This is a genomic window from Maribacter sp. HTCC2170 (assembly GCF_000153165.2).
Classification (GTDB): Bacteria; Bacteroidota; Bacteroidia; order Flavobacteriales; family Flavobacteriaceae; genus Maribacter_A.
Genome location: NC_014472.1, coordinates 2442071 through 2462009 on the forward strand (window position 1 = coordinate 2442071; position 19939 = coordinate 2462009).

Here is a 19939-nt window from a genome sequence, read left to right on the forward strand (position 1 = left end):
AATAAATGTGGCAATAAGTATATATAAGGTGAGTATTAGCATTGCATAACTATATTGAATAATTCAAAAATGCACCATATATGGACAAACAGTTTAAGGTAACAGTTAACGATAACATTGCGTTAAACATTACCAATGAGGACATTGTAGGTATTGATGCGTTGCCAACTTCAGCAACATCATATCATATCTTACAAGACAATAAACCATTCTTAGCCGAAGTCGTCGGCTCTAACTTTAATCAAAAAAAATACACTGTAAAAGTCAACAACAGTTCTTACGATGTTGATATATCAGATGGATTAGATCTACTAATAAAGGAAATGGGATTTTCCTTGGGATCATCAAAGAGTATTGGTTCAATTCATGCTCCAATGCCTGGACTTATTTTGGAAATCAATGTGAGGGTTGGCCAAGCAGTAAAAGAAGAGGATCCATTATTGATATTGGAGGCCATGAAAATGGAGAATGTAATCTTTTCTCCACGTGATGGCATAATTAAATCAATAGCGGTAAATAAGGGAGATGCTGTTGAGAAAAAACAATTATTGATAGAATTTGAATAATATACCAATGAAAAAAATATTGATAGCCAATAGGGGTGAGATTGCCATACGAGTTATGAAAACTGCCCAAAAAATGGGGATTAAGACAGTTGCGGTATATTCTACGGCAGATAGGAACGCACCTCACGTAAAATTCGCAGATGAAGCTGTATGTATAGGTGAAGCTCCATCAAACCAATCCTATCTTTTAGGTTCAAAGATCATTGAGGTAGCAAAAGGCTTAAGAGTTGATGGTATTCACCCTGGTTACGGATTCTTAAGTGAAAATGCCGATTTTGCCGAAGAAGCAGAAAAAAATGATATCATTTTTATTGGGCCACGTTCTAAGGCCATTAAAATGATGGGAGACAAATTAGCAGCTAAAGATGCTGTTAAAGATTATGAAATTCCAATGGTTCCTGGTGTAGATAGAGCTGTTACAGACCCAAAAGAAGCTGTGGAAATAGCCAAGCAAATTGGATTCCCAATTCTGATAAAAGCCGCCGCAGGTGGTGGTGGAAAAGGAATGCGTGTTGTTGAACAGGAAAAAGATGTTGAAGAACAAATGAAACGCGCCATCAGTGAAGCAACTTCTGCTTTTGGTGATGGTTCCGTTTTTGTTGAAAAATATGTAACCTCTCCTCGCCATGTTGAGATTCAGGTTATGGCGGATAGTCATGGAAATGTATTACATTTTTTCGAGCGGGAATGTAGTGTACAACGTCGTCACCAAAAAGTGGTAGAAGAAGCACCTTCTGCTGTTTTAACCCCTGAATTAAGAGAAGAAATGGGGCAAGCAGCCATTAACGTTGCTAAATCATGTGATTATCTTGGAGCCGGTACCGTTGAATTTTTATTGGATGCAGACCACAAATTCTATTTCTTAGAAATGAATACAAGATTGCAGGTTGAACATCCAGTAAGTGAATTGATTTCGGGTGTGGATTTGGTTGAACTTCAAATTCAAGTTGCAAGAGGTGAAGAATTAAAGATCAAACAAGAAGATTTGAAGATAAACGGCCATGCCTTGGAGTTAAGGGTATATGCTGAAGATCCTTTGAATGATTTCTTACCGAGTGTTGGTACTTTGGAAACTTACAAACTGCCAGTAGGTAATGGCGTAAGGGTTGATAATGGATTTGAGGAAGGTATGGACGTTCCCATCTACTATGATCCAATGTTGTCGAAGCTGATCACTTATGGAAAGGATCGGGATGAGGCTATTCAAATGATGCTTAAAGCAATAGAGGATTATCATATAGAAGGTGTACAAACGACTTTGCCTTTCGGTAAGTTCGTTTTTGAACATGAAGCCTTTAGAACTGGGAATTTTGACACTCATTTCGTAAAGAATTATTATTCTCCCGAAGTGTTAAAGGCAAAAACAAACGAAGAAGCTAGAATTGCGGCAATCATAGCATTGAAAAGATATCAAGAAGATCAAAAAATCTTAAGAACACCAATACTATAGACTATGGATTCAAAATTAAAAAAGTTAGAGGAAAGAGTAGCTTTGGCCCATATAGGTGGGGGCAAAAGACGAATAGATAAGCAACATTCCAAACAAAAACTAACAGCAAGGGAACGTATTGGTTACTTGTTGGATGAAGGTTCTTTTGAAGAGATGGGTGTGTTGGTTACACACCGGTCTACTGATTTTGGCATGGAGGAACACCAGTATTTTGGTGATGGTGTGGTGACAGGTTATGGCACAATAAATGGACGTTTAGTCTATGTATATGCTCAGGATTTTACGGTTTTTGGAGGTGCTCTGTCCGAGACTCATGCTGAGAAGATTTGCAAGGTCATGGATCTTGCCGCTAAAGTGGGAGCACCAATAATTGGATTGAATGATTCCGGTGGTGCTCGTATTCAAGAAGGTGTTCGTTCTTTGGGAGGGTATGCCGATATCTTTTTTAGAAACGTGCAATGTTCTGGTGTAATACCACAGTTGTCAGCCATTATGGGGCCTTGTGCTGGTGGTGCGGTTTACTCACCTGCTATGACCGATTTTACCTTAATGGTCGAACAGTCGAGTTATATGTTCGTAACAGGTCCTAATGTGGTTAAGACGGTCACCAATGAAGAGGTGACAGCTGAAGAACTTGGTGGAGCGAATACACATGCATCAAAATCTGGTGTTGCTCACTGTACTTCCGCCAATGATATAGAATGCATGGAAGATCTTAAGAAACTTCTTAGCTATCTTCCTCAAAGCAATAAGGAGGTTACGAAGAAATTGCCTTTTGAGTTTAAAGATGAGATAAGAAATGAGCTCAAAGGATTAATTCCTGACAATCCCAATAAACCTTATGATATGCATGATGTGATCAAAGGTTTGATAGATGAGGATTCTTTCTTTGAGATTCACAAGGATTATGCTGAGAACATTATTGTAGGTTTTGCGAGACTGGGAGGTAGGAGTGTTGGTATTATTGCCAATCAGCCAATGTTCCTAGCAGGTGTACTTGGAGTTAAGAGCTCAATAAAAGCAGCACGTTTTACTCGATTCTGTGATGCCTTTAATATTCCTCTTTTGGTCTTGGTAGATGTTCCCGGTTTCTTACCTGGTACTGATCAAGAATGGAATGGAATAATTGTTCATGGTGCAAAATTATTATATGCTTTGAGTGAAGCAACTGTTCCTCGAATTACCGTAATTACCCGTAAGGCTTATGGTGGGGCTTATGATGTAATGAACTCAAAACATATTGGAGCTGATTTCAATTATGCTTGGCCTTCAGCTGAAATAGCCGTGATGGGTGCCAAAGGAGCTAGTGAGATAATCTTTAGAAGAGAGATTATGGAAGCCAAGGATCCAGTAGCTAAGCTGTCTGAGAAAGAAGCAGAGTATGCTGAAAAGTTTGCCCACCCATACAGGGCGGCACGTCGAGGATTTATTGATGAGGTAATAAGGCCTGAAAATACGAGGCGTAAATTGATCAAATCTTTCAGTATGCTTGAGGGTAAGGATGTAAATCGTCCAAATCGTAAACATGGTAATATTCCATTATAGCTTAATTAGCTAACTCAACTGGGACCCCAATACTATTTTTTTGTTTTGGGGTCTTTTTTATTCTAAAATTGACTTTTTAGTACTCAATTAGTAATGTGGTTATAACTACATTTGCCGAATGCAAAATGAAAATGTAAAACCCAATTTTGAGTTTTTGGCGCTAATGGCGGCATTAATGTCCATCGTAGCTTTGGCAATTGATGCCTTGTTGCCTGCAATAGCGAACATTGGGATTTCTATAAATAGCTTAGATCCTACAGATAATCAGTTGTTGATTACAATGATTTTTCTTGGATTGGGAGTAGGGCAGTTGTTCTTTGGGCCATTGTCTGATTGTTACGGTAGAAAACCTATTGTATATGCGGGTTTTGTTGTATTTACTATAGCAAGTATTATTTGTGTTTTGGCGCCATCACTTGAGATAATGGTTATTGGAAGAATTTTGCAAGGGATAGGCCTATCAGCTCCTCGAACAATATCAATTTCTATAATCAGGGATACGTATAAAGGTGACTATATGGCGAAGGTTATGTCCTTTGTGACGGCATTCTTCATCTTAGTTCCAGTAGTGGCACCAGCAATTGGAAAAGGCATAATGGATACCTTTGGATGGGAGGCAATATTCTATGTTCAACTATTGTTTGCATTTATTATTGGTGTTTGGTTTTGGAAAAGACAACCAGAAACATTGCATCCTGAATATAAAATACCGTTTTCAAGTCATGTTTTTGTTGATGGTTTAAAGGAGCTTTTAAAATACAAGGAGTCTATTGCATTTACTATTGTATCTGGCTTTATTACAGGTTCGTTTTTAGTGTATCTAAGTGCTTCTCAGCATGTTTTTGAAGATCAATATGGTTTGGCCGATGAGTTTCCTTATATATTCGCTGGCCTTGCAATTTCTATTGGCTTGGCAACATTTTTGAATGGTACTTTGGTACTGAAATTCGGGATGCGAAAGTTGGCGTTCACTGCTCTTATGTTCTTTAGTTTTATAGCCGTTCTCTATGTACTTCTCTTTTGGAATTCTGAAAATCCAAACTTAATCGTGTTGATAGGATTTTTATCTGTACAGTTCTTCTGTTTAGGATTTATTTGGGGGAATTTACGATCTATTGCCATGGAGCCAATTGGCCATATCGCAGGAATTGGTGCCGCCATTACAGGTTTTATTTCAACCCTATTATCTATACCAATAGCATCATTTGTGGGGAGTTTTGTACAAGATACTGTTTTACCAATGTTCATGGGGCTTGCGATTTGTGGGCTTCTTTCAATCGGGATTTTCTTGATAATGCGAAGAAAACCTGCAAAAGAGTTACAACTAAAAACCTCACAAACGAACAAAACCGCTTCTTAGCAATGCTAAAAAACGGTTTCTTCGGTTTTTAATTAGTTGAAAAACTATTTTAGATCATAGGGCATTTTCCATTATGTCCTTCACTACTTCAGGATTCAGTAATGTACTTGTATCTCCTAGATTGGAAGTGTCTTTACTTGCAATCTTACGTAATATTCGTCGCATGATTTTACCACTTCTGGTTTTGGGCAACCCTGGAACAAATTGAATTTTATCCAACTTGGCTATTGGACCAATATGCTCAGTTATCTGTTGATTTATTTCCTTTCGAACATTGTCTTTATCTCGGCCTTCACCAGTTTCCTTTAGAATCACATAACCATAAAGTGCATTTCCTTTAACATCATGAGGGAATCCAACAATTGCAGACTCAGCTACTGCTGGGTGTTCGTTGATAGAATCTTCAATAGGTGCAGTTCCTAGATTATGCCCTGAAACAATGATTACATCATCAACTCTACCAGTTATCCTGTAATAGCCAACAGCATCTCTATGCGCGCCATCACCAGTGAAATATTTATTGTCATAGGCAGAAAAATAGGTATCCCTATAACGTTCGTGATTGCCCCAAATTGTTCTGGCAATAGATGGCCATGGAAATTTGATGCAAAGACGGCCATCTACCTGATTGCCTATAATTTCTTGCCCGTTTTCATCCATTAAAGCAGGCTGAATACCAATAAATGGAAGTGTGGCGAAAGTTGGGGTTGTTGGGGTTACATACGGAATGGGTGTTATCATCATTCCACCAGTTTCAGTTTGCCACCAAGTATCCACGATAGGGCTGTGCTTTTTCCCCACATTATTATTGTACCAGTGCCAAGCTTCCTCATTGATTGGTTCACCTACAGAGCCTAGTACCTTTAGAGAAGATAGATCATATTTTTCAACAAATTCCAGATTTTCTTTTGCCAACGCCCTTATCGCAGTTGGAGCCGTATAAAACTGATTTACTTTATGTTTTTCAACTACTTCCCAGAAACGGCCATAATCTGGATAGGAGGGAACCCCTTCGAACATTACTGATGTAGCACCATTCGCCAACGGTCCATATACAATATATGAATGTCCCGTAATCCACCCAATATCCGCAGTACACCAATAAACATCTTCTTCTCTGTATTGGAATATATTCTTAAAAGTATAGGCTGTATAGACCATATAACCGCCGCAAGTGTGTACCATACCCTTGGGTTTTCCGGTTGATCCAGATGTGTAGAGTATGAAAAGAGGGTCTTCTGCATCCATAATTTCGGCATTACAATCGGAATAAGCTTCTTCCATTAAAGGAGCTAACCATTTATCACGACCATCTTTCATTTCGATTTCGCTGTCGATGCGCTTTGCGACTAAAACGGTATTAACTCCTGGGCAATCATCTAGAGCTTTATCCACAATTCCTTTCAAGTCAATAGATTTACTGCCTCGATAAGACCCATCAGAAGTAATTACCATTTTACAGTCAGAGTCATTGATACGAGTGGATAATGCGTTTGATGAAAAGCCCGCAAATACCACTGAATGTATTGCACCAATTCTAGCACAGGCCAATACTGCGTAGGTCAATTCCGGAATCATTGGCAGGTAAATGCACACGCGGTCACCTTTTTTAACACCATTGTCTTTAAGGACATTTGACATTTTACAAACCTGTTCATGCAATTGCCCATAGGTAATATGTTGTGCTTCTTCTTTTGTGTCATTGGGCTCAAAAAGAATGGCTGTTTTGTTTCTACGGGTGGGTAAATGCCGATCAATACAATTTTCGGTAATGTTCAATTTTGCTCCTTGAAACCATTTTACCTCAGGTTTGGTAAAGTCCCATTCCAATACTTTGTCCCATTTTTTTCGCCAAACAAAATGCTCTTCGGCAATTTCTTCCCAAAACCCCTCAGGGTTTCTGACTGATTTTCTATATACCTGATAGTATTCTTCTAAATGTTTAATGTGGTAATTACTCATTTTATTCTTATTTGCTATATAATTATAATCTTGCCCTAAAGATATCTTCTAAAATAAACTCAATGTGGTGTTGCCTCACCAACGCCACTTGGAATTCTAATATCTTCAACAATTTCCTGAACATTCAAAGGTGGCACAGGTGTAAACTTATTTACCACAATGGCAACAATGAAATTAACAATCATTGCTATGGTGCCAAATCCTTCAGGAGAAATACCAAACCACCATGACTCCTTAAGACCGTCAACTGCTTCTTTGCCTCCATCAAATATTCCAAATTTAAATTTCAGCATATAAAAAAGCATTAAAGTGATTCCCACAATCATACCTGAAACCGCTCCTTCCTTATTCATTTTTTTATAGAAAATCCCCAAAAGTATGGCAGGGAAAAAAGAAGCTGCCGCCAACCCAAAAGCCAAAGCAACTACTGCGGCTACGAATCCTGGCGGATTGATTCCGAAGTATCCAGCAATTACCACAGCAATAGTAGCAGAAATTCTGGCTGCCCAAAGCTCTCCTTTTTCGGAAATTTCAGGTTTGAATACTTTCTTTATCAAATCATGTGAAACGGATGCTGAAATAACAAGTAACAGCCCTGCAGCTGTTGAAAGTGCAGCAGCAAGTCCACCGGCAGCCACTAATGCAATTACCCATGCTGGTAGATTTGCAATCTCAGGATTCGCAAGAACCATTATGTCGTTATCAACCACTAACTCGTTCTTGCTTTTATCTGCTAGATATTGAATATTACCATCTTTGTTTTTGTCAGTAAAAGTAAGAAGTCCCGTATCTTCCCAATTTTTAAACCATTCTGGCATATTCGCATAAGGTTTGTTGCTTACGGTTGTTATAAGATTGGTTTTAGCAAATACGGCAACGGCAGGAGCCGTAGTGTATAAAATGGCTATTAATAAAAGAGCAATACCAGCCGACTTTCTTGCATCTTTTACCCTTTTAACAGTGAAGAACCTTACAATAACATGTGGCAGACCAGCCGTACCTACCATAAGAGCTAAAGTAATGGCAAAGATATCAATCAATTTTTTTGATCCATCCGTATATTCGGTAAAACCCAATTCTGTAGATAAACCATTTAATTTGTCAAGTAAATAAGCGCCAGATCCATCAGTCAAAGTTGAACCCATTCCCAATTGTGGTATGGGATTACCCGTCATTTGTATGGAGATGAAAATAGCAGGTACCATAAAAGCAAATATCAAAACACAATATTGGGCCACCTGAGTATAGGTTATACCCTTCATGCCACCCAACACTGCATAAAACAAAACTATGACCATTCCTATGATTACGCCGGTATTTATGTCGACTTCCAAAAATCTTGAAAAGACAACTCCTACACCACGCATCTGACCGGCAACATAGGTAAATGATACAATCAATGCACAGATAACAGCAACAATTCTTGCAGTTTTGGAGTAGTACCTATCGCCAATAAAATCAGGTACAGTGAATTTACCGAATTTTCTCAGGTACGGAGCCAACAATAGAGCCAACAGAACATAACCGCCTGTCCAACCCATTAAATAAACAGATCCGTCATAGCCGGCAAAGGAAATTATTCCAGCCATGGATATAAATGAAGCTGCCGACATCCAATCAGCAGCAGTGGCCATTCCATTCGCCAATGGAGAAACACCCCCACCAGCTACATAAAAATCTTTGGTAGATGAAGCTCTTGACCAAATGGCAATTCCAATGTAAATAGCAAATGTAATTCCGACTAAAATATACGTCCAAGTTTGAACACTCATAAATATCTTGTTTTGGTTGGCCGCTATTCGTTGTAGCCGTATTTTTTATCTAATTTGTTCATCAATCTAACATATACGAATATTAAAATCACAAATACATAAATTGAACCTTGCTGAGCGAACCAGAAACCCAATTTGAACCCACCAATTTGAACTGAATTCAAAGCATCTTTGAAAATAATACCTGCCCCATAGGAAACTACAAACCATATAGCCAAAAGAATAAACAAATAACGTACATTTTCCTTCCAATAGGCATCGGCCTTCTTTTGAGTATCAGACATAGGTTTTATTTTTAAGTGAATTGCATAACAAATGTTTTGTTATGTGCACTAATATAGGTAATTGAAACCATTATTTAATATGATTTTTAATTTGGATTGTTCCTGAAAAAAGCGCGTAAACAAAATTATCTTTAAAGTCATTTCAAGTCAATTATGATAACTCTCAGGTTTTGAGTTGATTTCATGAAGTATATTTAACATATGAAGAATACTATTGCAGAGCGTATTTATGATTTTCTAAAGGATTTACCTCCTTTCAGTTCTTTGAGAACGAATCAATTAATGACAATTTGTAGTAATGTTAGGATTGGCTATCATGAAAAGGACACTTTTGTTTTTGAAAAAAATGGATTATTACACGACTCCTTTTATGTCGTGAAGGATGGTGCAATTGGGCTTTATAGAGAAGACAATGTGTTAGTCGATGAATGTGATGAAGGCGACATTTTTGGATTAAGGGCGTTAATTAGTAAAAGCGAGTATAGGTTAAGTGCAAAGGCCATTGAAGAGAGTATAATTTATAGTATTTCATCAGAATTATTAGAGGAACTCATTGCCACCAATGGAGATGCCAACAAGTTTCTAATGGCAACTTTTGCAACGAATACTTTGAACCCTTATAGCGATAATGAAAACCATAGACTTTATTCGCAGGACGGTGAATTCAAGCAAAATGTGGAAAGTATATCTCATGTGCAGAATGTGCAGTTCAAAAGGGCCCCAGTTTCATGCATTGAAAATACGACAATCGAAATGTCCGCCAGTACTATGACTGAGAATAGGGTGGGCTCAATTGTTATCATTCGAGAAGGCAAACCTTTGGGAATAATTACAGATAAGGATCTTAGAACAAAGATTGCGACCGGAAGATTTGGAATTTCAGAAAGTGTTGTAACCATTATGAGTTCACCTGTAATTACTATTCCTGAGAACACCTCAATTGCCGAGGCTCAGATCACTATGTTAAAAAACAAAATAACACATCTCTGTATTACTAAAGACGGAACCATGAACTCGGAACTTGTTGGAGTATTGTCCGAACATGATATTGTTGTATCTCATAGTAATAACCCATCATTCCTCATAAAAGAGATTAAAAGGGCAAATGATGCAGAAAAGCTCAAAGATATTTGCCAGAAGTCTCAGGGGTTAATGAAACGTTACCTTGACCAACATATTCCCGTTTTCTTGGTTTCAAAGATTATTTCTACCATTAATGAGGCCATCTGTCAAAAGGCTATTGAACTTTCCTTAGCGGAAATGGAGAATACGGCACCTACCACTTTTTCATGGCTATCATTGGGCAGTCAAGGAAGAAGGGAGCAATTGCTTCTTACAGATCAAGACAATGCCCTGGTTTTTGCCGATGTATCTGAGGAATTATTTGATGATACTAAATCCTACTTTTTGAAATTGGCATCAATGGTCACCACTAAACTCAATATTATCGGTTTTGAACTATGTCCGGCTGAAATGATGGCGAACAACCCAAAATGGTGTTTATCGCTCAGTGAATGGAAAAAACAATTCAATAATTGGATTACCATGCCAGATGAGGATAAGATCATGTTATCGACAATATTCTTTGACTATGATAGTGTTTATGGGGATGATAGATTAGTTGACGCCATGTCTGATAGTATTTTTGAATCTATTGACCAATATGAGATATTCTTGAATTTTCTTGCTTTGAATGCATTAAAGAATCCGCCACCATTGAGTTTTTTCAGACAGTTTTTGGTAGAGCATGATGGGGAGCATAAAGATATGTTCGATATTAAAGCGCGAGCACTCATGCCATTGGTAGATGCGGCAAGATTATTGGTACTTTCCAAGAACATTAAAGATTATAATAACACAATACTTCGCTTTCAAAAGCTTGCAGAGCTTGAACCTCAGAATAAAGAACTATTCAATGCTTGTATAGATGCGTTTAAAATTTTACTTCGATTCAGGACAATACAAGGTTTGAATCTTGGAGATTCAGGAAGATTTATAGATTTGAAATCCTTAAGTAAATCCGATAGGTTAAAATTGAAAGGTTGTTTTGGTCCAATAAAAGATATTCAAGAGTTGATAAAAGTACGTTTTAACCTTTCACAGATGATGTAAATGTTCAACAATATTTTCAATAAAAATCAACCTGATTTTTGGAAGAGTTATAAAGCTCTTTTCAAGAACACTCTGTCCCAAAACTTAGATGAAGTTCGATTTATAGTTTTTGATACTGAAACCACTGGTTTAGATATTGTTAATGACCGTATTCTATCTATTGGGGCGATTTCTGTGTTTAGTGGAAAATTGGATATTGGTGATTCTCTTGAAATTTATTTGAAGCAAAAAATATTTAAGGCTGAATCGGTCGAAATACATGGAATTTTAAAAGAAGGCAGTATTGAGAAACACACCGAAGAGGAGGCCATAATTTCGTTTCTAAAATACATTGAAAATGGAATTTTGGTTGCACATCATGCGGCATTTGACATCGCAATGATCAATGCAGGACTTAGGAGAATGGGCTTGCCGAAACTAAAGAACAAGGTGTTGGATACGGGAGTATTATTTAAGAAAACGACTTTATGTGAGGATAAAAACAAGATTTATTCACTTGATTATTTAAGTGGTATTTTCAAGTTTAGGAACCATGATCGGCACACCTCTTCGGGTGATGCTTTTCTAACAGGTATGATTTTATTAAAAATACTATCAAATCTAAAAGGCAAGCAAGATGTAAAACTGAATGACCTCTTTTTCAACTCTGATAGGAGGGGTTTACTTTAGTCAGCCATTAATTTGGAAGAAAAATTACCCCACTGGATGAATCATTCCTGGCTCCAGTTACAGATTTCAGAACGTTGATTTTTTGTTCTACTCTTAAAACCCCCATCAGTGCAAAAATCAAAGCTTCTTTATTCTCAATTATCTTTACTGAAGGCACCTCAACTTGAACTTTGCTTCCTAATTTACCTCGTAAAGTTAAAACTAGAAAATTGTTAAGTGCACCACCTCCTGTGACCAAGAGGGTCGATTTATTTTTGTTGGCATTGGCCTTTACTTGAATTGCAATCTGTTCACACAAATGATGTATTGACGTATGTAGTAGGTTTTCTATGGTATCCTCGGTAGAATCAACAATTGGAACAACTTCTTGGGTAAACCATTCATATCCCGTTGATTTTGGAAAGGGAAGGTCAAAGTACGCCAAAGAGTTTAACCGTTTGAGCATGGCCTTATTGATATTTCCAGAATTTGCCATTTTTCCACCTTCATCAAATTGAATATTGACTTTTTGCGTGATGTGGTTTAGAATTATATTTGCCAGACCTATGTCATAAGCAATTCGTTTTCCATTTTTTTCAAAAGAAATATTGCTGATTCCACCTAGGTTTAGACAAAAATCATAGTTACCAAAAAACAAACGATCCCCAATAGGAACTAAAGGCGCCCCTTGCCCGCCAAGGGCAACATCGTTTGTTCTAAAATCGCAAATAACCTTAATTCCAATTTCATTGGCTAAATGCTGACCAGAACCTATTTGGTATGTTAGCCCGTCTTCAGGTTGGTGGTGAGTAGTATGCCCGTGACTGGCAATAAAATCAACTTCCAGTTCATTTTCGTTTATAAACTCTTTTACTTGTTTACCTAGCCAAGAGCCATAACTATTATTGAAAATAAGCAATTCATCTGCGGGAAGAAAGATTGAATTTTTCAATTTTTCTTTCATTTCAGGCGAGTAGTTTACACTTCTTGTCTGGGCTATTTCATAATTCCATTGACCCTGTGATTCTGAAATACTGCAGTAGGCGATATCAAGCCCATCCAAAGATGTTCCAGACATTAAACCTATGACTTTATACATGCTCATTTTCTTAAGATTCTTATCAAACCTGAAAGATAGACAGATTCATTTCCAATCCTATAAATTGGGATTCATTTTTTTTAAATGAATGCTTTGTTTACTACAACGTTTGAAATTTGGTTTATCCTATTTTTTCCCTTAATAAAGCGCGGTATTGGCTATTTATTATGAGTAAAATTGTGTATTTTTAAAAACTGTTATTTCAAGATTAATAACCCAATAATATCAATTATTGAAATTTTAATTATTAACCTAACTGATTTACTGTTTATTAACCGAATTAAAAAGTAGTACAATATGAGTAAGACTAAAAAGGAGAACACTTTGACCCGCCGAGATTTTGTGGGCAGAACTTTAGCCGCTTCAGCAGCGTTTACAATAGTTCCTTCATATGCCGTTAGTGGTTTAGGACACGTTGCTCCGAGCGATAAATTAAATATAGCCGGTATAGGTGTTGGTGGTATGGGACTTGCCAACTTAAAAAACTTGGAATCACAGAATATTGTTGGACTTTGTGATGTAGATTGGAAATATGCAAAAGGCGCATTTGAGAGATACCCTAACGCAAAAAAATACTGGGATTGGCGCAAGATGTTTGATGAAATGGGAGATGAAATAGATGGTATAGTGGTAGCGACAGCAGATCATTCCCACGCTATTGTATCTGCTCATGCAATGACCATGGGAAAACATGTATATCTACAAAAGCCATTAACGCATTCAGTATACGAATCAAGGTTATTGACAAAATTGGCGAAGAAGCATAAAGTCGCAACCCAAATGGGGAACCAAGGAGCTTCTGGAGAAGGTGTTGCCAAAACATGTGAAATTTTGTGGAGTGGTGCAATTGGTGACGTGACCAAGGTAGAGTCATTCACAGACCGTCCTATATGGCCACAAGGATTGAACACTCCTGAAAGAGGTGATTGGGTTCCAGATACTTTAAATTGGGACTTGTTTACAGGACCTGCAAAAATGAAACCTTTTAATGAGGTTTATCATCCATGGAATTGGAGAGGATGGTGGGATTACGGAACAGGTGCCTTAGGTGATATGGCTTGCCATATTCTACATCCAGTTTTCGAAGGGCTTAAATTAGGTTACCCTACTAAAGTTCAAGCAAGTTCATCATTGTTGTTGAATGATTCAGCTCCAGTTTCACAAGCTGCCAAACTTACGTTCCCAGAAAGAGGAAGAAAAGGAAAAATAAGATTAAAAGAGGTCGATGTTCATTGGTATGATGGTGGTATTAAGCCAGAATTGCCAGATAATTGGCCAGCAGGAAAAAATCCTAACAAAGCGGGTGGAGGTACTTTCTTCTACGGAACAAAAGATGTGCTTCATGTTGGTTGTTATGGCGTTGAACCAGAATTAATGTCTGGTAAGAAAATAACTGCTCCACAAACAGAACGTAGAGTTGAAAAAGAAATAGGTCTACCATGGAGTGGAGGAGCCCATGAGATGGATTGGGTACGTGCTTGTAAAGAAAACCCGGATAATAGAAAACCATGTACGTCTGACTTTGCGGAAGCAGGACCATTCAATGAAATGGTAGTAATGGGAGTACTTGCAGTTAGGTTACAGGCCTTGAATAAAATTCTTGAGTGGGATGGTGAAAAAATGGAATTCACCAACATTGGTGCCAATGAGGAAATTAAAACTGTTATTAGAGACGGATTTAAAATTCATGATGGTCACCCAACATTCAATAAGGATTGGACAGATCCTATGAACGCCGTTGAATATTCACAGGAATTGATCAACCACACGTATAGAGAAGGTTGGTCTTTACCAGATATGCCAATGTAAATCTATAATATTAACTGTAATTAAAAAGAGTAATATAAAAGTGCAGAACCAGAACTCTAAACTGGTTCTGCATAAAATCAATAATTAGTTAGGTATGAGAAAAATAAGTATAGTATTTGTTTTTAGTTTATTGATGTTGCCAGCACTGAATAGTTGCAAGGAAAAAAAGGCGGATCAAAAAGAAGAAGCTGCTACTGAAGTGGTTAAAGAGGTTGCTGAAGAGGCTGTTATGAATGGATTGACCGCTGCGGAAAAGGCAGATGGTTGGGTAATGTTATTTGATGGTACAACTTCTGAAGGTTGGAGAGGGTATAAGAAAGAACATTTTCCAGCAGCTTGGGAAATTGTTGATGGTACCATGCATATGATGGGATCCGGTAGAGGAGAAGCTGGTGCTAAAGATGGCGGTGATATTATATTCGACAAGCAATTTCAAAACTTTACCTTGAGTTTAGAATGGAAAATCTCAGAAGGAGGTAATTCAGGTATTTTCTATTTAGGCGAGGAAAAGTTGGATTATATTTGGAAAACTGCTCCAGAAATGCAGATTTTGGATAATGAAAGACATCCTGATGCTAAATTGGGTAAAGATGGTAACAGACAAGCGGGTTCATTGTATGATCTAGTACCTGCGAAACCACAGAATGCAAAACCTGCTGGTGAGTGGAACAAAATTGAAGTCACCGTTTACAAAGGTACTGTTATCCATAGCCAAAATGGTGAAAATGTCGTGGAGTATCATTTATGGACTCCAGAATGGAATGAAATGGTAGCCGGAAGTAAATTCCCAGGTTTGAATGCTGAATGGGCAGATGTACCATCTAAAGGTTATATTGGACTACAAGATCATGGTGATGATGTGTGGTTTAGAAATGTCAAGTTAAAAGAACTATAGTACGAAAAGTCAAATTAATAAAGCCCTCTATTTTTTAAATAGAGGGCTTTTCTTTTTACACTATTATTGTCTAAAGTGTTACTGGCATCTTACCCTCTGCAATTATTGAACCCGCGAAGTGGTTGGCAGCAACCTGCTGAAACACTTTAAAATCCTGATAGGCTAAAACACATGCTTTAGCTTTTTCGTAATCGAAGACGCCTAAGGCATATGGATTTCCAAAGAGGTAAAGAACAACATTTTTAGTATTTATTAACTCGTTTACGAGTTCAATTTCCTTATTTGTAAATCCAAAATTATCGGTTGGTTTAACCTGTGGCGGAAATATCGAAAGAAGAATATTCTTTTCATTTTTAACCTTTGAACTATCTAACTGGTCCACGGTCAAATGCTTAAACTTGAAAAGGTTTTTCAGTTCACGCACAAATTCATTCTCAGAACCTTTCGAATAGGAGAGGCTTAGAAAACCAGTTTCTCTAAATTCAGATATATTTTCTTTAGAACCAGAAAAAAGGGTTATACTCTTTTGTGCAATTTTTTGGTTTAGGAAATCGGGGTTAATAGTTTCAGAAGGATTCGACACGTCAGCGTTTATGGTTTTTTCTTTAAGCTTCCAAACACGTTCAAAAGCTGACTCAATCTGTGTTTCTGTTGCTTTGAGTGTTATTTCCTTAATACCTTCTGGTATATGTTCGGCAAAGCATAAAATATCATTACCTGCATCAAATGCCAGCCACTCTAATTCTCCTTTATTTGGGTAGTTTTTTGAGACAGCATGCATGTTTAAAGCATCTGAAATAACTACACCTTTAAACCCGAGTTCTTTCCGCAAAAGCCCCGAAATCATTTCTTTTGAAATACTTGAGGAAACATTCCTCCCATTTGACAATGCTGGAACGGATAAGTGCCCAACCATGATTGAATCAACATTCTCCTTAATTAGTTCGATAAAAGGGGAAAGTTCATTGTCTAATAAATCTTCTTTGGATTTATCAATTTGAGGCAATCCCAAATGCGAATCAACCGCCGTATCTCCATGTCCGGGAAAGTGCTTTACACTACTTGCAATTCCTTCACTCTGCATCCCCTTTATGTATTGGATGGATTTTAGAGCCACATTGAATTTGTTTTCACCAAAAGAACGATATCCAATTACCGGGTTATCGGGATTATTGTTAATATCTGAAACAGGCGACAGATTATAATGAATTCCTGCTTGTTTACAATCATGTGCAATATTCCTTCCAACCTGAAAAACCAAATCTTTGTCATGATCAATAGCTCCCAGGGTAATAGCATATGGGTATTGGGGCGTGTTTTCTATGCGCATCGCTAATCCCCATTCTGCATCAATTGCCATTAACAATCGATGTTTTGAAGCCTTCTGATAACGCTTTATCAATTTTTGTAAAGTGGTAAAGCTATGTTCGTTGTAGATTACCATTTTTTTACCTTCATAGTTCGTAGCAGCACTAGCTCTACTGTGAAAGAAGCACAATCCACCAACATGATGTTCCGTAATTAACTTTTCAATTGCCTGGATTTCTTCTTCCGTGTCATTGATGAATGCCGCTGGCATAAACAGTTGCCCTATTTTTTCCTGTTTGGATAGTGTGGACTTGGCACTATTTAAATCTAAAATTTTATTCATTTTCGTCAGCTCCCTTTTTGCCGTAATCTGGCGGATATTTTAAATATTTTAATATTAATAAAGCAGGTAAAGCGGCAATAACGACCCAGATAAAGAACCCGTCATACCCTAACCATTCCTGGACATATCCACTAATAAGACCAGGCAACATCATTCCCAGGGCCATAAAACCTGTAGCTAGGGCATAATGTGAAGTTTTTGAAGCGCCTTCAGCGATGTAAATTAGATAGACCATAAAGCCTGCGATTCCGAATCCGTATCCAAATTGTTCCAACACCACAGTGGTAACTACAGCTACAATATTTGTAGTGTTTGTTATAGCTAGAAAGGCATAGAATGCATTTGGTATATTGATTGCTAAAACCATGGGAAGCATCCATTTTTTAAGCCCATCCCTTGAAATTAAAATCCCACCAAGTATTCCGCCAATGGTCAGCATAATCACACCTATGGTTCCATAAATAGTACCGACCTCCGCCGTTGTATAACCTAACCCTCCAACTTCTTGGGAATCCAAGAAAAACGGAGAAGCCATTTTAACCAATTGTGATTCGCCTAATCTGAAAAAGAGCACAAACGCTAAGGCAATACCCATACCTTTTTTCTTGAAAAAAGAGGAGAACACTTCAATAAAACCTACAGGTTTCTCTTTTTTAATTGCTTCTGACGATTCATATTTTGGTGTGACGAAGAAATTGGCAATGGTTAACATCAACATTAATAGACCTGCAGCAATCATGGTAATTGACCATGCTTTAGTGTTGTCTCCATAGTAATTTTCTAAGAAACCAGCGAGTATAACCAATAGACCTTGCCCTGTAACATTGGCTAATTTGTAAAAGACACTTCTGAACCCTACAAAAAATGCCTGTTTATCTCTGGTAAGTCCAATCATATAATACCCATCAGATGCCACGTCATTTGTCGCAGAGGCAAACCCTACCACCCAAAAACAAGCCAAAGTTGAAATGAAGAAGATGTTTGTTGGCAATACCAGGCCAATTCCAATGAGCCCCAGCGAAGCTAAAAGTTGCATTGCCAGAAGCCAATTTCTTTTGGTACTTATCATATCAACATATGGACTCCATAGTGGTTTAATGACCCATGGCAAGTATAACCAGCTGGTATATAACCCAATATCTGCGTTACTTATGCCCAGTTTCTTGTACATAATTACAGAAACAGTTACAACCATTACAAATGGTAATCCTTGTGTGAAATAGAGCACAGGAATCCAAGTCCAAGCTCCTTTATTCTTTTGAATCATTTCTTTGATTTAATAGGATTAGTATTGGTTCACTCTCTTGTCCGTAATAGTTGATCACTGAAAGTGCAATATATTTTTTGTCTTTAAAAATGGTTTTAGGAAGTATGATCTTGTTTTCATTGACAGGTAGTTTCTCCAATAATCTTTTTAATGGATATTCTGTCCTATTTTTTTTGCCAGAAGAATAAACCATAGCAAATCTGTTATCCTCCTGAGGCGAAAGGTTAATTTCTATGCCATTCGAAGTGGTCTCAATTGATAATAATTGCGGTTGTCTTGCTGACTCAACTTTTGCCATAGGAGAAATAGGAGGGAGGGCTGCATTTTTATAAAACCTCCTTTTTAAGTACTCAACAACATCAGGATTATCATTCATTAGACTTTTTGCACTAAAGAGGACATTGCCTTGCACCTTGGAATCTTTTCTTGCCAATTTCAACTGATTGGGCATTTCTTTTTTATCATCCCAAGCCTTATCACTGTTGCTTCTTATCTTATATGCACCGTTGCCAATATATAGATTGGTGTTTACGCTATTATTTGACCACCAGTTGACAATTTTTTTATGGGAAGCCACAGGTAAATCCATACTCCAATAAACTTGGGGGACCAGATAATCAATCCAACCTTCATTCATCCAAGTAAGAGGGTCAGCATACAAATCCTCATAAGTTGTTTGTCCAGCTTTGGTATCAGAGCCTCTCGGATCAGTTGATTTGTTTTTCCAAACTCCAAAAGGACTTATTCCAAATTGAACCCATGGTTTAATGTTCTTAACAGTAGAATGGATATTCTTTACCAGCGAATCTATATTGCTCCTCCGCCAATTTTCTACTGTTTGCCCAGAGAATGAATGATAATTATAAGCTAATGAATCATTGAAGATTTCATCTTTTATTCTATAGGGATAGAAGTAATCATCAAAGTGAATCGCATCAATATCATATTTTGTTACAACTTCGCCCATTATTGAAGCCAGTCTTTCACGTACTTCAGGTAAGCCAGGATTATAATAATACTTATTGCCGTATTTAAGCATCCACTCAGGATGAAGGTTAAAATCATGCGTTGCACTAAGAACATCGGTTTTTAAATCAAAAGTAGCACGATAGGGATTCAACCATGCATGAAATTCAAATCCACGATTATGGGTCTGATCAATCATCCAATTTAACATATCAAAATGACCTTCTGTGGACTTTCCTTCTGTTCCTGTTAAAAATCGTGACCAAGGGGCGTATTTTGAATCATAGAAAGAATCTCCGGCCGTCCTAACCTGAACGATTACGGTATTGAAATTCAATTGATCATAGAACTCCAAAATCTTTAAAAAGTCAGCTTTTTGTTTTTCAATGGCATCAAGTCCGTTTTTGGGCCAGTCAATATTCACCACGGTTGCAACCCAAACGCCTCTGAATTCTGTTCTAGGCTGCGGTATAGGTTTTATTGCATCACATGAATTAAAGATGATTAAGAGCAATAAATAGTGGCTGATTTTTTTTAGCATATTGATTGAAAA

Annotated in this window: 15 protein-coding genes; 8 read left to right on the top strand and 7 right to left on the bottom strand. The window is 37.5% G+C overall.

Annotation, left to right across the window (positions count from 1 at the left end):
* The first annotated feature begins 80 nt into the window (after nucleotides 1–80).
* The 4 genes from FB2170_RS10775 (at nucleotide 81) to FB2170_RS10790 (ending at nucleotide 4921) form a co-directional block, all read left to right on the top strand.
* Complete coding sequence (locus tag FB2170_RS10775) at nucleotides 81–566, top strand: acetyl-CoA carboxylase biotin carboxyl carrier protein subunit (protein ID WP_013306589.1); 486 nt, start codon at nucleotides 81–83, stop codon at nucleotides 564–566.
* 7 nt (nucleotides 567–573) lie between these two features.
* Complete coding sequence (gene accC, locus FB2170_RS10780; RefSeq protein ID WP_013306590.1) at nucleotides 574–2016, top strand: acetyl-CoA carboxylase biotin carboxylase subunit; 1443 nt, start codon at nucleotides 574–576, stop codon at nucleotides 2014–2016.
* 3 nt (nucleotides 2017–2019) lie between these two features.
* Nucleotides 2020–3561 (top strand): acyl-CoA carboxylase subunit beta, encoded by a 1542-nt coding sequence (locus FB2170_RS10785; protein WP_013306591.1) that lies wholly within the window; start codon nucleotides 2020–2022, stop codon nucleotides 3559–3561.
* Between the two features lie 118 nt (nucleotides 3562–3679).
* Nucleotides 3680–4921, top strand: a complete 1242-nt coding sequence (locus FB2170_RS10790) for a multidrug effflux MFS transporter (protein WP_013306592.1) — start codon at nucleotides 3680–3682, stop codon at nucleotides 4919–4921.
* A gap of 54 nt (nucleotides 4922–4975) precedes the next feature.
* Here FB2170_RS10790 and acs read toward each other — a convergent pair whose 3' ends face one another.
* The 3 genes from acs to FB2170_RS10805 are packed head-to-tail and all read right to left on the bottom strand — an operon-like array spanning nucleotide 4976 to nucleotide 8939.
* Nucleotides 4976–6883, bottom strand: coding sequence for an acetate--CoA ligase (gene acs, locus FB2170_RS10795; RefSeq protein ID WP_013306593.1), 1908 nt, complete (start codon nucleotides 6881–6883; stop codon nucleotides 4976–4978).
* Nucleotides 6884–6942: 59 nt separating this feature from the next.
* Entirely contained in the window at nucleotides 6943–8655 is a 1713-nt protein-coding gene (locus tag FB2170_RS10800; RefSeq protein ID WP_013306594.1) for a sodium:solute symporter family protein, read from the bottom strand.
* Between the two features lie 23 nt (nucleotides 8656–8678).
* Nucleotides 8679–8939 carry a DUF4212 domain-containing protein gene (locus FB2170_RS10805; RefSeq protein WP_013306595.1) on the bottom strand — a complete coding sequence of 87 codons (261 nt, stop codon included), beginning with the start codon at nucleotides 8937–8939 and terminating at the stop codon, nucleotides 8679–8681.
* A 201-nt stretch (nucleotides 8940–9140) separates the two neighbouring features.
* On the opposite strand from FB2170_RS10805, the gene FB2170_RS10810 reads away from it, so the two are divergent.
* Together FB2170_RS10810 and FB2170_RS10815 are read left to right on the top strand one after the other, a co-directional pair.
* Nucleotides 9141–11051 (top strand): DUF294 nucleotidyltransferase-like domain-containing protein, encoded by a 1911-nt coding sequence (locus tag FB2170_RS10810; RefSeq protein ID WP_013306596.1) that lies wholly within the window; start codon nucleotides 9141–9143, stop codon nucleotides 11049–11051.
* Nucleotides 11052–11720 carry a PolC-type DNA polymerase III gene (locus FB2170_RS10815; RefSeq protein WP_013306597.1) on the top strand — a complete coding sequence of 223 codons (669 nt, stop codon included), beginning with the start codon at nucleotides 11052–11054 and terminating at the stop codon, nucleotides 11718–11720. It abuts the gene before it with no gap.
* Between the two features lie 7 nt (nucleotides 11721–11727).
* Here FB2170_RS10815 and FB2170_RS10820 read toward each other — a convergent pair whose 3' ends face one another.
* On the bottom strand, nucleotides 11728–12798 hold the full coding sequence (locus FB2170_RS10820; RefSeq protein ID WP_013306598.1) for an anhydro-N-acetylmuramic acid kinase: 1071 nt from the start codon (nucleotides 12796–12798) through the stop codon (nucleotides 11728–11730).
* Nucleotides 12799–13095: 297 nt separating this feature from the next.
* On the opposite strand from FB2170_RS10820, the gene FB2170_RS10825 reads away from it, so the two are divergent.
* Together FB2170_RS10825 and FB2170_RS10830 are read left to right on the top strand one after the other, a co-directional pair.
* A complete protein-coding gene (locus FB2170_RS10825) occupies nucleotides 13096–14607 on the top strand; it encodes a Gfo/Idh/MocA family oxidoreductase (protein ID WP_013306599.1) in 1512 nt (503 codons plus the stop codon).
* 94 nt (nucleotides 14608–14701) lie between these two features.
* Nucleotides 14702–15502, top strand: a complete 801-nt coding sequence (locus FB2170_RS10830) for a DUF1080 domain-containing protein (RefSeq protein ID WP_041632808.1) — start codon at nucleotides 14702–14704, stop codon at nucleotides 15500–15502.
* A gap of 70 nt (nucleotides 15503–15572) precedes the next feature.
* Here FB2170_RS10830 and FB2170_RS10835 read toward each other — a convergent pair whose 3' ends face one another.
* Genes FB2170_RS10835 through FB2170_RS10845 form a run of 3 tightly spaced genes read right to left on the bottom strand, consistent with a single transcriptional unit; the run spans nucleotide 15573 to nucleotide 19927 of the window.
* The gene (locus FB2170_RS10835; RefSeq protein ID WP_013306600.1) at nucleotides 15573–17153 is read right to left on the bottom strand and encodes a glycoside hydrolase family 3 protein; all 1581 of its coding nucleotides are present in this window, start codon (nucleotides 17151–17153) and stop codon (nucleotides 15573–15575) included.
* Complete coding sequence (locus tag FB2170_RS10840) at nucleotides 17146–18420, bottom strand: MFS transporter (RefSeq protein ID WP_041632809.1); 1275 nt, start codon at nucleotides 18418–18420, stop codon at nucleotides 17146–17148. The genes FB2170_RS10835 and FB2170_RS10840 overlap by 8 nt, the downstream gene beginning before the upstream one ends.
* Complete coding sequence (locus tag FB2170_RS10845) at nucleotides 18404–19927, bottom strand: glycoside hydrolase family 10 protein (RefSeq protein ID WP_013306601.1); 1524 nt, start codon at nucleotides 19925–19927, stop codon at nucleotides 18404–18406. Before FB2170_RS10845 ends, FB2170_RS10840 begins: the two co-directional genes overlap by 17 nt.
* Nucleotides 19928–19939 lie beyond the last annotated feature (12 nt).

Coding starts and splice junctions, on each gene's coding strand:
- FB2170_RS10810 (WP_013306596.1), top strand. CDS start 9,141: ATGAAGAATACTATTGCAGAGCGTATTTATGATTTTCTAAAGGATTTA.
- FB2170_RS10830 (WP_041632808.1), top strand. CDS start 14,702: ATGAGAAAAATAAGTATAGTATTTGTTTTTAGTTTATTGATGTTGCCA.
- FB2170_RS10805 (WP_013306595.1), bottom strand. CDS start 8,939: ATGTCTGATACTCAAAAGAAGGCCGATGCCTATTGGAAGGAAAATGTA.
- FB2170_RS10785 (WP_013306591.1), top strand. CDS start 2,020: ATGGATTCAAAATTAAAAAAGTTAGAGGAAAGAGTAGCTTTGGCCCAT.
- FB2170_RS10790 (WP_013306592.1), top strand. CDS start 3,680: ATGCAAAATGAAAATGTAAAACCCAATTTTGAGTTTTTGGCGCTAATG.
- FB2170_RS10775 (WP_013306589.1), top strand. CDS start 81: ATGGACAAACAGTTTAAGGTAACAGTTAACGATAACATTGCGTTAAAC.
- FB2170_RS10840 (WP_041632809.1), bottom strand. CDS start 18,420: ATGATTCAAAAGAATAAAGGAGCTTGGACTTGGATTCCTGTGCTCTAT.
- acs (WP_013306593.1), bottom strand. CDS start 6,883: ATGAGTAATTACCACATTAAACATTTAGAAGAATACTATCAGGTATAT.
- FB2170_RS10825 (WP_013306599.1), top strand. CDS start 13,096: ATGAGTAAGACTAAAAAGGAGAACACTTTGACCCGCCGAGATTTTGTG.
- FB2170_RS10800 (WP_013306594.1), bottom strand. CDS start 8,655: ATGAGTGTTCAAACTTGGACGTATATTTTAGTCGGAATTACATTTGCT.
- FB2170_RS10820 (WP_013306598.1), bottom strand. CDS start 12,798: ATGTATAAAGTCATAGGTTTAATGTCTGGAACATCTTTGGATGGGCTT.
- FB2170_RS10835 (WP_013306600.1), bottom strand. CDS start 17,153: ATGAATAAAATTTTAGATTTAAATAGTGCCAAGTCCACACTATCCAAA.
- FB2170_RS10845 (WP_013306601.1), bottom strand. CDS start 19,927: ATGCTAAAAAAAATCAGCCACTATTTATTGCTCTTAATCATCTTTAAT.
- FB2170_RS10815 (WP_013306597.1), top strand. CDS start 11,052: ATGTTCAACAATATTTTCAATAAAAATCAACCTGATTTTTGGAAGAGT.
- accC (WP_013306590.1), top strand. CDS start 574: ATGAAAAAAATATTGATAGCCAATAGGGGTGAGATTGCCATACGAGTT.